13 protein-coding genes and 2 pseudogenes are annotated in these 12,528 nt (G+C 45.3%); 10 read left to right on the top strand and 5 right to left on the bottom strand.

Annotated elements, in window-relative coordinates:
• Nucleotides 1–36 precede the first annotated feature (36 nt).
• The 3 genes and pseudogenes from A3SI_RS20415 to A3SI_RS07005 all read right to left on the bottom strand — a co-directional run bounded on the left by A3SI_RS20415 (nucleotide 37) and on the right by A3SI_RS07005 (nucleotide 2,458).
• A complete protein-coding gene (locus tag A3SI_RS20415) occupies nucleotides 37–531 on the bottom strand; it encodes an MBL fold metallo-hydrolase (RefSeq protein ID WP_238531649.1) in 495 nt (164 codons plus the stop codon).
• A gap of 89 nt (nucleotides 532–620) precedes the next feature.
• Nucleotides 621–788 (bottom strand): annotated as a pseudogene (locus tag A3SI_RS20410) (MBL fold metallo-hydrolase); the annotation flags it as partial.
• 437 nt (nucleotides 789–1,225) lie between these two features.
• Complete coding sequence (locus A3SI_RS07005) at nucleotides 1,226–2,458, bottom strand: exo-beta-N-acetylmuramidase NamZ family protein (protein ID WP_009054673.1); 1,233 nt, start codon at nucleotides 2,456–2,458, stop codon at nucleotides 1,226–1,228.
• Nucleotides 2,459–2,500: 42 nt separating this feature from the next.
• Here A3SI_RS07005 and A3SI_RS22385 point away from each other — a divergent pair, with 42 nt between their 5' ends.
• Together A3SI_RS22385 and A3SI_RS22380 are read left to right on the top strand one after the other, a co-directional pair.
• Nucleotides 2,501–3,181, top strand: a complete 681-nt coding sequence (locus tag A3SI_RS22385) for an ABC transporter permease (RefSeq protein WP_316929115.1) — start codon at nucleotides 2,501–2,503, stop codon at nucleotides 3,179–3,181.
• 29 nt (nucleotides 3,182–3,210) lie between these two features.
• Complete coding sequence (locus A3SI_RS22380) at nucleotides 3,211–3,717, top strand: ABC transporter permease (protein ID WP_316929114.1); 507 nt, start codon at nucleotides 3,211–3,213, stop codon at nucleotides 3,715–3,717.
• A 14-nt stretch (nucleotides 3,718–3,731) separates the two neighbouring features.
• Here A3SI_RS22380 and A3SI_RS06995 read toward each other — a convergent pair whose 3' ends face one another.
• Nucleotides 3,732–4,487, bottom strand: a complete 756-nt coding sequence (locus A3SI_RS06995; RefSeq protein ID WP_040670361.1) for a polyprenol monophosphomannose synthase — start codon at nucleotides 4,485–4,487, stop codon at nucleotides 3,732–3,734.
• 104 nt (nucleotides 4,488–4,591) lie between these two features.
• A complete protein-coding gene (locus A3SI_RS06990; protein ID WP_009054669.1) occupies nucleotides 4,592–5,377 on the bottom strand; it encodes a tetratricopeptide repeat protein in 786 nt (261 codons plus the stop codon).
• 124 nt (nucleotides 5,378–5,501) lie between these two features.
• On the opposite strand from A3SI_RS06990, the gene A3SI_RS06985 reads away from it, so the two are divergent.
• From A3SI_RS06985 to A3SI_RS06955, 8 genes and pseudogenes are all read left to right on the top strand, one after another.
• Nucleotides 5,502–5,936, top strand: a complete 435-nt coding sequence (locus A3SI_RS06985; RefSeq protein WP_009054668.1) for a hypothetical protein — start codon at nucleotides 5,502–5,504, stop codon at nucleotides 5,934–5,936.
• A gap of 23 nt (nucleotides 5,937–5,959) precedes the next feature.
• Nucleotides 5,960–7,033, top strand: coding sequence for a globin family protein (locus A3SI_RS06980; protein WP_009054667.1), 1,074 nt, complete (start codon nucleotides 5,960–5,962; stop codon nucleotides 7,031–7,033).
• 210 nt (nucleotides 7,034–7,243) lie between these two features.
• Nucleotides 7,244–8,631 (top strand): annotated as a pseudogene (locus A3SI_RS06975) (arginine decarboxylase).
• Between the two features lie 48 nt (nucleotides 8,632–8,679).
• Nucleotides 8,680–9,021: a hypothetical protein gene (locus A3SI_RS06970; protein WP_156810212.1), complete on the top strand. Its 342-nt coding sequence runs from the start codon at nucleotides 8,680–8,682 to the stop codon at nucleotides 9,019–9,021.
• 110 nt (nucleotides 9,022–9,131) lie between these two features.
• Nucleotides 9,132–9,836 carry a hypothetical protein gene (locus A3SI_RS17270; protein WP_009054665.1) on the top strand — a complete coding sequence of 235 codons (705 nt, stop codon included), beginning with the start codon at nucleotides 9,132–9,134 and terminating at the stop codon, nucleotides 9,834–9,836.
• A complete protein-coding gene (locus A3SI_RS06965) occupies nucleotides 9,817–11,100 on the top strand; it encodes a hypothetical protein (RefSeq protein ID WP_009054664.1) in 1,284 nt (427 codons plus the stop codon). The genes A3SI_RS17270 and A3SI_RS06965 overlap by 20 nt, the downstream gene beginning before the upstream one ends.
• Before the next feature lie 9 nt (nucleotides 11,101–11,109).
• Nucleotides 11,110–11,943: a DUF2490 domain-containing protein gene (locus A3SI_RS06960; protein ID WP_009054663.1), complete on the top strand. Its 834-nt coding sequence runs from the start codon at nucleotides 11,110–11,112 to the stop codon at nucleotides 11,941–11,943.
• 105 nt (nucleotides 11,944–12,048) lie between these two features.
• Nucleotides 12,049–12,429, top strand: a complete 381-nt coding sequence (locus A3SI_RS06955; RefSeq protein WP_162098427.1) for a porin family protein — start codon at nucleotides 12,049–12,051, stop codon at nucleotides 12,427–12,429.
• Nucleotides 12,430–12,528: the final 99 nt, after the last annotated feature.

Here is a 12,528-nt window from a genome sequence, read left to right as displayed (position 1 = left end):
TCTCGGGAATTACTTCGCCATGTTTGTAGCGCTTCCTTAAAAAAAGCGCTCTGTCTTGTCGTAGTGAAAATAGTTTCGGCCTAAGATGCCTTCTTCTAATTTTCCATTAATCGTTTTTTTATGCTCCCAGAGCACATCCCAAGGTTCGAGTGAGGGCTCATCGCTCAGGTCGAATGTCCCATAGTGCATGGGGATAAAGGTTTTAGCTCCCATTTCATTAAAGGCCTTGATGGCATCTAAAGGACTGATATGCGCTTGGGCCATAAACCACTCTGGCTTGTAGGCGCCCACACCCATGATGGCATAATCGGGTGCTCCGAGCGCGTCGGCGATCAATTTAAAATGAGCATCGTAGCCACTATCGCCCATAAAAAAGATGCTTTTCGTCTTGCTTTTTATGTAAAACCCACCCCAAAGCGTCTTATTTTCATCCAGTAGTCCGCGCCGTGACCAGTGACGAGCAGGCAGGTAGGTGATTTCAAGGCCCTTCTTCTGTAGGGGGTAGCGCTGAAACCAGCCCGCCTCGGTAATGGTCTGCTTGCTATGGCTGCGCCAGTCTCCGATAACTTCGCCGATGCCAGTCCGGTCAGGACGCGAACATTTGGATGCTGCTCGAAGAGAAAGCTAAGCGTAGCCTTATCGCAGTGGTCGCGGTGGGCATGTGAAAGCAAAATATAATCCAGCTGGGGGATTTCTAAAAGATCGTAGGGAAGCGCGTGGCGCAGTTTTAAAAAGGTATTATCGATCAGAACAGGATCTGTAAGTATCGTCACGCCATCTAATCGCATGAGAAAGCTCGCGTGCCCCATCCAAATGAGGAAATCGTCTTTGGTATTGAAATCTATTTTTTGGTTGGTGACAGGAGGTTCTCGATAATCATTTTCCTTCTCGTGTTTTTGAGGGTTTTTGCTAAGCTGCCATTTTAGCAAATCTTTAAAACTTGACTCGAAGGGCTGGTACAGGTTAACATAACGTCCCTTAGCATCTAAGGGCGTGCCTTGCCAATTTTCAATGCCGGATACTGATTCTAACTCCTCGTTAGAAACGAATGTACCCGCTTCCTGCACCTTCCCTGGGGTATAAACTGCGATCATGAGTAGGGGTGCGATAATAAGCGATAGAAAAAAACCTTTTTTCATGCTCTCTTACAACATGCAAGCGGGCATTTGGTTGTAATTTACGATAAATTTTGGTTTTCCGATTAAATGGCGCTTTTTGCAGTTGATTATTCGTATAAAAGATACTTTTCGCGCATCTTTTTGTAGGTGTTAAGTTCCTCTGCCCAACTCTCTTCCAGTTCTTCAGCGGACATGCCTGCTAAAATACCTTTGCGCAGCGCATCCGTACCGGCCAATTTATCGAAAAACGGTGTAAAAAAGGCTGCCCCTTTCCCGGATTTCTGGTAGGCGTCTAATACGAATTCTAGAGTAAAGCCAGCTGCGGCATGGTTTTCCGCCGCTCTGAGATCTTGGCCGAAACATTCTTTCCCCTTATGTGGCGGGTTTTTGGCACCTTCGGTGGGCTGTGGGGTAAAGGAAAAGGGACCAAAATCTTTTTTGGGATAGCCATAAACCTGGAAGGGAAAGGGAGTGCCGCGTCCTACGGAAACGTCCGTGCCTTCGAAGAAGCACAGGGAGGGGTAGAGACGGATCGACTGATAATTCGGGAGATTAGGGGAGGGGCGAACAGGTAGTTCATAGGGTGTCTGGTGGTTCCAGTTGGCGACGGGCACGACGTTGATTTCTGCTTGCAGGCCACCTTTTAGCCAGGCTTCTCCATTAATCATGTGTGCCAGTTCGCCCACAGTGAGACCGTGTACGACCGGTATAGGATGGATTCCGACGAAGCTTTCGAACCCTTTTTTTAGGAGAGGACCTGCGACGTAATCGCCATTCGGGTTGGGTCTATCCAAGATCAAAACAGGTTTTCCCGCTTCAGCGGCGGCCTCCATTACATAGTGAAGGGTAGAAATATACGTATAAAAGCGCACACCTACATCTTGTAGATCAAAAACGAGCAAGTCGACATCTGCCAGTGTTTGCTGTTGCGGTTTTTTCTGGTCTCCGTAAAGGGAAAGCAGGGGGAGGCCTGTGGCGGGGTCGGTTTCATTTCCGATGCGTTCGCCGGCGTCGGCATTTCCACGGAAGCCATGCTCGGGAACAAATATCTTTTGGATTTGCTGTCCTTCTGCCAGCAGAAAATCCACGAGGTGCGTACTTGTGCCGTCTTGCTGTAGCAGGGAGCTTTGGTTCACGATTAAGCCAAGACGCTTGCCTTCCATGAGCGGTAGGTAGCGTTCAGGCTGGTCGGCTCCCGCCAGGATATCCAAGGCTAAGGCACCAGCACTTTTTTCCGGCTTAGGGCCGAGATGCTTGGAGGAGCTGGTATGGTCTGCACGACACTGAAGGGAAATCAAGCTGAAAAAAAGGAACAAGAGCGTAATTTGTGGGGGCTTCATAGTATCTTTGGGTGAATTTTAGAACTAAATTAAATAAATTCTTTGAACCTCTCCTATTTCATAGCGAAAAGAATCAGTTTTAAGGGCAGTGGCGGTTTTACGGGCACCATACACCGCATTGCGGTCGGCAGTGTAGCGATCGGTATCGCCGTATCTATGCTGGCTTTTATGATACTAGGTGGTTTTCAGCGTGAGGTAGGGGAGAAGATTTACCGCTTTACAGGGCATCTGCAGGTTACCAAGTTTATGTCGGGCAATGCTTTCGAGGAGGTTCCTATGAGCACGGAAAGTTTTTTTTACCGCGACCACCGGGAGCACCCTCTGCTGCGGCATGTGCAGTCCTATGCCCACAAGCCGGGACTCATAAAGGGCGACGAAGAAGTGGAGGGTGTCCTCTTTAAGGGGGTGGCAGCCGATTTCGATACTGTAGACTTCCGCCCCTCATTGAAAGCAGGCCGATTTATCCGCCATGAGGCAGAGCAGGCGGTAAATGAAGTATTGATTTCCCAAAAAATCGCCAACAAGCTGTTACTTTCTCTCGGTGATAAATTTGTGCTCTACTTCGTTCAGGATCCCCCGCGCTTCCGCAATGTAGAAATCGTGGGTATCTACGAAACGTATATGGAGGCTTTTGATGAAAAAATCATCATCGGTGATATTCAGACGGTCCGAAATCTTAACGGCTGGAATGCTGATCAGGTGGGAGGCTGTCTCTCTTTTTAAAAGATCCTACTGCCTTAGATGCAGCCTATTTGGAGCTTGAAGATTTGATGGATTACGATTTGCGCCTACAGCGCGTGAAAGATCGCTTCGCTGACATTTTTGATTGGCTGGCACTTTTAAATAATAATGTGTACGTCTTTTTAGGCCTGATTTTATTTGTGGCAGCCTTTAATATGGTCTCTGTACTGTTTATCCTGATCATGGAACGCACCCCGATGATCGGGCTTTTAAAAGCATTAGGGGCTTCTTTTCAGTTGATTCGGCGCATATTTTTCTGGAACGGCCTACGCATCATAGGAAAGGGCATGCTAATCGGGAATTCGGTAGGTTTAGGCCTGGGCATGCTACAAGACCGCTATCGTTTCATCCGTTTGGATCCTGAAGCTTATTATATGGAGGCCGTTCCGATTGCTTGGAATTGGCCCCTGCTGATTGGGCTGAATGTGTTTGTTTTTGTGTTGACAGCTTTGGTTCTACTGATTCCTGCGCGGCTAATAGCGGGTGTACAGCCGATTAAAGCGATTCGCTTCGATTAAGTGTGGGGAATAGCTTAAGGGCCGGTCATCTGCTTTCGGTGTTTCGGGCGGCGAAAAAGGCTACGTAGTTTCATGTGAAAGACACCGAAGACGGCTTCTTTAAAGATGCCAATATTCATTTTTGACTGTCCGCGGGTGCGGTCGGTGAAGATGATGGGCACTTCTTTTATAGAAAAGCCCCGAATCCAGGCAGAGAATTTCATTTCGATCTGGAAGGCGTAACCCACAAACTTTATTTTATCTAAGGGAATCGTTTCGAGTACTTCGCGCTTGTAGCATTTAAACCCGGCGGTGGCGTCTTTTATGGGCATTCCAGTAATGAACTGTACGTATTTGGAAGCAAAAAAGGACATGAGGACGCGTGACATGGGCCAGTTGACCACGTTTACGCCTGTGATGTAGCGGGAGCCGATTGCCATATCGTGGCCTTGGTTTTGGCAGGCGTCGAGCAGTTTGGGCAGGTCTAGGGGGTTATGGGAAAAGTCGGCATCCATTTCGAAGATGTAGTGGTAGCCCTTTTGGAGGGCAAAAGCGAAGCCTTCGAGGTAGGCGGTTCCAAGGCCGAGCTTGCCGGCGCGCTTCAGTAGGTACAGCCTGTTCGGATAGGGGTTTTGGAGCTGCTGTACTGCTTCTGCGGTACCGTCTGGCGAGCCATCGTCTATGATGAGGAGGTCGAAAAGTTCGGGCAGGCTGAGGACGGCATGCACCATATCGTGGATGTTTTCGATTTCATTATAGGTGGGGATGATGACGAGCTTTTTATCGGGCATACGTGTTCGGGTGAAACCTAAAAAAGAAGCCACAAAGTTAGGTGGCTTTTTTAAATTTCAGGTGTAAAGGAGAAAAAAGGGGTGTGTAGTTCCCCTTCTATTTTTTAAGGACAGAGATGCCGGTTACGTGCGGCATATTGGCTGCCTTTAGCCATCGCCGCTTCGATGTCTGCACAGCCACTGCGTTTATTTTGGCGCACGCGCGCCACCCCCCGATGTGCGAGTGCTTCCACGTGATCGGGCTTATAGCGGAGTACATCATCGAAATCATCTTCGGCCCAGGGCAGGTAGCCTATAATGAGGAGGGTAAGGCCTCGGTTATAGCGGGCAGCGAGGTTATCGGGGTCATAGCGTAGGGCCATATTAAAGGAGGCTGCGGCGCCATTGATGTCACCGATTTGAGAGCGTGCCATACCCTGATAGTAGTAAATGTCGGCAGCCTCGGGGCGAATTTTCTTCGCTTGGTCCAGAAATTCGTCGGCAGATTTAAAGCGCCCATTTTTCAGCATGCTTCTACCGAGGAGCAGCAGGATGTCGGCATCGTCGGGAGCGTACTGAGCAGCCTTAAGCAGTTCCACTTCAGCTTCCTTATACTTTTTAAGTTTCCAGTAGATTTTGCCTTTTCCCGCGTAGGCGTGAGCATGATCAGGGCGCAGACTGAGGATGCGGTTATAATCTTCGAAGGCTTCTTTAAACTGTTCGAGCTCCTCAAAGGCGCGCGCGCGGAGGAAGAGGCTTTGGGTGTCGGTAACTTTTAGGAAGAGCACTTTATTAAACTCCTTTATAGCAGCGGCATATTCTTCTTGGAGGAAGTAGCGTTCGCCACGAGCAAACTCTCGATCGCAAGCGCTAAGTGTCAGTATAAGAAGTAAGAATAGTAATTTTTTCATGTTTTTAATGCGTTCCTAAAAATAAGAAATTCTGAATTCATAGAAAAGTTATTTTCAATTGTGGAACTTTTTAATCCAGTTGGTTCCACAGTCTCGTATTTACTGGCATCAAAGGACTTCCATTATGCTAAAAAAAATTATTCTAGGCGCGGTGGCCATCGTGTTTGTATTGGTGGCGACGCTGGCAGTGCACATTTATTTGGTGACCAAGCCCAAGCAAGATGTTCCCGGTAGGTTAAATCATCAAGCCATGATCCGGATAGAGTTTCCTGAAGCCTTAGACGAGGAGAAGGGTAAAGACATCCATGAATTTGTATCTCAAGTGGAGGGTGTTCGAACAGCGCGTATGAACGCTGAAGCGGGCCATGTGGTACTTATTTACGATCAGCGGAAGACGGCTCCGGCGGACATAGCGCAGCTGATAAATGCGGATTTTAATGCGGGGGCATCGGTTTTTAAACCTTCCGATGAAATGCTGGCGCAAAGCTGTCCGGCCATTAACAAGAACTCACTTACATATCGATTAGGAGCCTTTTTTCAGAAAGCTTTCGAGAATTAAACAATTAATTAAATTAAACTACTATGAGACGAATTAATTATTGGCTAGCCAGTTTCGTGGTGGGATCTCTATTGGTATTTTCATCCTGCAGTGATGATGATCCGATGGATCCACCGATGATGGAGGATGATTCCTTTTACGCCACTATGCTTGGAGGGACTACCTTAGTTCCTGATCCTGATAATCCGGGCCAGCAGATCCAGCAGGGTTTCCTTAACCTGAGAACTGTGGTAACCAACACCGTATTGACTATTGCGACGAATGAAGGGGGTGTTTATGATGATCTACTTCCTTATTTCAGCGTCCTTTTAAACGAGGTAGCAAGAGATGACTTCTCTGGGTTTGCGCAGTTAGTGGATGATTTCACCATTTTCTTGGCTGAGGCTACTGGGGGTCCTTTTACCTACACAGGATTAGATATGGAGGCAGCGCATGATCCGCAGCGTAATCCACGTATGGATGGTTTGATTAACAATGCAGATTATGATCTATTCATCCAAGCGGTGGTAGAAGGTGCTGCTCAGGCTGGAATTACTAGCTCTGATGTTATCGGACCAGTGGGTGAGTTATTAGAATCTGTACGTGAGCCTATCGTGCAGCGTGCTGATGATGAGATGCTGGATTTATACACACGTTTAGGAGGTTCAGGCCTTATCGATGATCCAGAGAATCCTGGTCAGTTAATCGAGGCTGGATTTGTTCCTTTGCGTGCAGTGGTTACTGAAACAGTATTGCTTATCGCTTCTAATCCTGAAGGTAAATATACAGATTTATTACCTTATTTCTCTGTTCTTTTAGCAGAGGTGGGTGCAGGTGACACGTCAGGTTTCGCTACGCTGGTGCAAGATTTCTCTGAATTCTTAGCAGAAGCTATCGGTTCTGTTAACATTCAGTACACAGGTTTAGACATGGTAGCTGCGCATGATCCTGAGCAGAACCCACGCATGACAGGTCTAGTGAATGCTGCGGATTATGATCTGTTCGTAGCGGCTATCGTAGAAGCTGCAAAAGGTTTAGAAGTTCCTGAGTCTGTTATCGGAGAGTTTGGTGGCTTGTTAAACAGCCCGGGCTTACGTGACGCTGTGATTCAGCGCTAAGCAGATATAGTGTATTATAAAGAGTAAAATTCTAGTTAAATTTATCCACAAGCCTAAATTCGCAGTGAGGTTCCTAAGTGAGGGAATTTAGGTTTTAAAAAGTCGCTTTCTTTGAAGGCGACTTTTTACATTTAGTCCAGATTTGTGCCCAAACATAAGGTGGTGTCGAAAATATTTTGGATTTTTGTTAGTCAAACCAAAACAGCTGAAATGAACAAATACATTGATTTAATCCAGCAAACTTTCGATTTTCCTACCAAGGAGTTCGAGGTATCGGATAATCAACTCACCTTTAATGGGGTGAATCTGATGGAAATCATCGAAACGTATGGAACGCCCTTAAAACTTACTTATCTGCCCAAGATTTCTGAGAGTATTCAGAATGCGAAGACCTACTTTGCAAATGCCATGCAGACGCACGATTATAAGGCTCGTATACGTACTGTTACTGCACGAAATCTTCTCATTTCAGCTTTGTTTTAAATGAGGCGCTCAAGAATGACATCCATATCGAAACATCTTCCACTTTCGACATTCCGCTGGTTCGCAAGTTATACGAAGAAGGAAAAATCAGTAAGGATACGTTTATCGTTTGTAACGGCTTCAAGCGGGAGCGGTATAAGGAGCTCATCACGGGCCTGTTAAATGATGGTTTTAAAAACTGTGTGCCTATTCTGGATAACCTCACAGAAATCGATTACTATCTCGAGCATGTAAAGGTGCCTTTCCAGGTAGGTATTCGTATCGCTGCTGACGAGGAGCCTAAATTTGGTTTTTACACCTCACGCTTAGGCGTACGCTATAATGATATTTTAAAGTTGTATGAGGAGAAGATTAAAGATAATCCACAGGTATCTCTTAAGATGCTTCATTTCTTTATCAACTCGGGCATACGCGATACCGCGTATTACTGGTCTGAGCTTACCCGCTTTATCCAGAAGTATGTGGATTTGAAAAAAATAGCTCCAAGTCTTGATACGATGGACATCGGGGGTGGCTGGCCGATTAAAACGAATGTCTTTTTTGATTATGATTACCAATATATGGCCGATCAAATCATTAAAAACATCAAGTGGATGTGTGCCAAGAACAATACGGTAGAGCCAGATATCTTTACGGAGTTTGGTTCCTACACGGTAGGAGAGAGTGGCGCAGTCTTGTACTCCGTCCTCGAAGAAAAACTGCAAAATGACAAGGAACTTTGGTACATGATCGATGGCTCGTTTATTACGCAGCTGCCAGACAGCTGGGGTCTTAATCAAAAGTACATCATGCTGGCCGTGAACAACTGGGACAAGGAGTATCACAATATCAACTTAGGAGGGCTGACCTGCGATAGTATGGACTATTATAACTCAGAGGCACACCAGTATAATATATATTTGCCTAAGCAGGAAGCAGGCAAGAAACAGTATTTGGGCTTTTTTCATACGGGTGCCTATCAGGAATCATTAGGGGGGTATGGTGGTATTCAGCACTGTCTGATTCCTGCTCCCAAGCATGTGCTGGTGGATCGTGCAGAAGATGGGACTATCACACACCATCTTTTTGCTCCTGAACAAACGAGTGAAAATATGTTGAAAACTTTAGGATACTAAGTGCGTTATTTAAGGGTAATCAGTTGATTACCCTTTACTTATATCCGTATGTTTACAAGCCCACTTCTTCTTCTACTCGGCATGGTCATGCCCTTGTTCTTTCCTGCGCATGCTTCTTCTCTTATTAGTGAACGCATCGAGGTGCGCTATTTACAGGAAGAGCCGGCAGACTTAGAGCGTTATGAAGAGATGGTATTAGTAGCAGATAATTTTTTAGATGCCACAGATTATTTGGTAAAAAGTTTCGAAAAGCAGTTGAAGCGCATCGCTAAAAAACAGGGCAAGGAAAGGATATTGTTTTACATTCAAGCCGAGCAGCAGGGGCGTTTTCCTTCCGAGAACGAGTTTGGGAGGAGAAGCCAGGTGCGTTTATTTTATGTGATGGAGTAGCTTTATACCCCCATCCTTGGTATTTTTTTCTACAAATTGTAGCTTTGGGCTTCTGAACATGATTTACAGCATCGTTTTTGTGAAATATGCTTAAATCCTAACAAGTAAACATGAAGTTTAAGTCTATAGCAGCACTCCTCTTTGGATGTCTTATTTCTTGGTCTAGCTGGGCACAGCAGCAGGAATTCGAAGGGGATTATGTGTTTAATGGCGTGAAGGGAACTGCCAAGTTTAATTTTTTAGAGGGAAAAGAGGGTGAAATCATTAAAGATGGCCCTTTTCGGTTTCGTCGGAATGTAGCTGACTCCCTAGATAAGACCCGCTTTTATAAAACCACGATCACGGGTGCCTACCGTGAAAATTTAAAGGCAGGGGATTGGTTCTATCGCGATCTTCGCCATCAGGTGACGATAAAGGACATAGAGGAGTTTACGGTGGATACAGAGTTATCTAGTGAAGAAATTCGCTTGCGTGCAGCCTATGAGAAGGGTTTGCCTAGCGGCAAATGGAATTTCGTCCGAAATACGTATAAGGATGGAAAGCTAAGCCCGAAAGCCTCAGTAGAGGAGCTCAATTTCACCAAAGGGATGATCGAGGGAAGCTTTCAGTATAAGGAGTTTGCCGGAAGGCGCACCTATTTTGTGCGCGGGGGCCTTCTTCCAGGAGGTATAATGAACGGTGAGTGGACCTTCGTATATGCGGTGGATGATGTTTTAATTAGCGAGGTACGAAATTATGATAAGGGGTTTCTCCTCGGCTTGGTGAAGCGAAATTTAGAAACTGACGAGGTCGTTTATGAGCAAGTATTTTTTTAAGACGATCGAAAAGTTAAGGGAAATAGAGGAAGGAAGGAACGAGGGATTCCGTATTGCAGATGATTTGTTTGGTTTAACATTTAACGATGGTTTTTTAGAGGAGTACGAGGAGTACAGAGAGCAGCAGGATGCAAACAGTTTAATTGAAGCTTTTTTACTTAATACGCTACGCTATGATGATCAATACATTAGCGCCAGTGAACAAATTAAAAAGTATCCATTAGCTACCCGAAAATTTGTGTACCAAATCGCGCGAGATGATGTACCGCGCTTGAATGAAATTCCTGAGAATTACGATCGATTAAAAAGCGTTATTCGCGAGTATGCAGGAAAAAATTCACTTAACTTAAATAAAAACAGGTCGGACTCCGTAGCTCGTGCCTATGAATTTTTTCAGTTTTACAATCGAGAGTTGGCGCGTTTTGACCCCTTGATAAACGTTATTCGTGATAAAAGTATCCAATACTTTGATCTTCGCTACATGAAAGAAAACGGGATTCCTTTTCTCCGCGAAGAAGTTACGATTCCCTACGTATATGATGAGGAGGAAAAAAACTTCCAACTATCTTATACAGTGAGCCCATTAGAAGAGGGTCTCTACCTTAGTTTACTGCGGTACATCGCAGCTGTGGAAGAAGAAGTGCAGCGCCAAGCTGCACTGGTGGATCGCGTACTTTTCTTCATTGAACAAAATCAGTCTCTACGTCAGCTGGAGGCAGAGATAGAAAGCCAGCAGCGTGTTATCGATCGCTTGTATGTGGAGGAGCGGGACCAGCAGGAGCCTAAAGTCCGCAGACTGGTTCAGGATGTCTACGAGACCGTTATCGAAGGAAGTTATGCCGCCTATAACGATGATTATGCACGTTCGGACAATCAAGAACGAAAGGTAGAACTCGCCAATATTAAGCTAGACCTACTAAATGAACTTGAAACGATTCATCCAAAGTTACTACGGGTATATGAAATCTTAGAAACGGTGGACGAGGGATATATGGTAGAGGTTTGGAATGCCTTCACTTTCTCGCGATACATGCAGCGTGAAAAAGAAAGACTATGGGATGCTGGAGAACTGCTCTATATGCATTATATCGATCAATTACGTTCCGAAGAAGTGTATGTAGAGTTAAGGGTTTGGATCCAGAAAATGGAGAACCTTGCGCAGCGCCTAAATGAGCTTCGTGAAGAAGACACCAGGAGGTTAGAGCGTAGAATTGGACGCACCAAAGATCCAAAAGAGATCGAAGAAATATTAGAATTAAAGTAAACGTAAACTATGCTTTCATTACAGCGCGCCCTTTTAGGCTGCCTCTTTTTTGTGGGACTCCTCTTGTTTGGATCGGAAGTGCGGGCACAAGGAGAAGTAACGATTCCCACGGAAAGAAGGGGCTTGGCGCCTACCACTGAAAACTGGAATGGCTTGTATCTTAAGCTGCGTCTATCCGATAGATGGTTCTGGTATCAGGAAAACCATTATCGAAGACGAAGCTCAGCAGATAACAGAACGGATTTCGTAGGACGCATGAGCCAGATTTATAATCGCTTTGGGATGACCTATCTCTTCAACGATTATTTTGAGGTGACCTTCGGCCCCACTTTGGTTTGGAATTACACACCCGAAAGAGGGAATCCTGAGTTCAACAACACCGTTCTGGAACCTCGCTTTTGGCATCAGTGGCTATTCACGCAGTCTGTGGGTCCAGTAAAAGTGTTACACCAGTTTCGATTCGAACATCGCTTCAGAAGAGATCCCGCGATCGGTTCGGAGTTTGAGTACACGGACAGGTACAGATATAAAATCACGGGATATATTCCTCTAAATAAGCCTAAAATGGAAAATAAGACGCTTTTCTTAGCTCCTTCCAATGAAGTCTTCTTCCAAACAGGTAAAAATATCATGAATATTCATGAAGAGAACCGTGTGTATACAGCGATTGGCTACACCTACAACTCCGTGATGTTCTTCGGGGGGCATATGTGGACCTATGGCCCAACAGCCGTGCCTGGTATCTACCGAAATCGGCATATCATCCGCTTGAATGTGATGTTCAACCTAGATTTCCGAAACTCTAGGAGACCTATTATCCGTGACCAAGACCTTAAATTTTAATATGCGTACCTCTAAATTTATTCTTGTAATGCTTGTTTTAGTGGGTGTGGCGTTTTTCCAACAGGAAACTCAGGCACAAAACGAGGGCAAGTGCGGCTTAAGTATATGCATGAATGGCGTGCAGATACCTGGTTTTTCGGCTTTGGTTTCGCTGGAGAATATTTCCCTATAGACGATGTCTCAATTAATGCGCAGACTACCTTTTTATTGCCCGCCACAGGTATCGCGAACAGTCTTGATATAGATGGACGGTATTATTTTACGCAAGATAAATTTCAGCTGTATGGCCTTCTCGGCTGGGGCTATTATTACCGTAATTTCGAATTTAATGAAATCGGACATCTACATAAACACGCGATCAACGTAGGCGCTGGATTTTTATATAAATTTATAGATGAAATAGGCCTCGAGGCAGAATATAAATTCCAAGCAGGCCAGATAAACACCTCAATATTCCGCTTAGGAGTCGTTTACTTCATTAATTAAAGCAAGGAAAAGGGCTTTTCCTTTAGTCCCATTTTGGAATATGTGAGGAAATTACTCCTCATACTGTGGCCTTTTGGGATGATTTTACTTGCACACTGC

This window comes from Nitritalea halalkaliphila LW7, from assembly GCF_000265075.1.
GTDB classification, from domain to species: domain Bacteria; phylum Bacteroidota; class Bacteroidia; order Cytophagales; family Cyclobacteriaceae; genus Nitritalea; species Nitritalea halalkaliphila.
The sequence above is the reverse complement of the archived record's forward strand: the minus strand, read 5'-3'. Positions and strand labels throughout refer to the sequence as shown.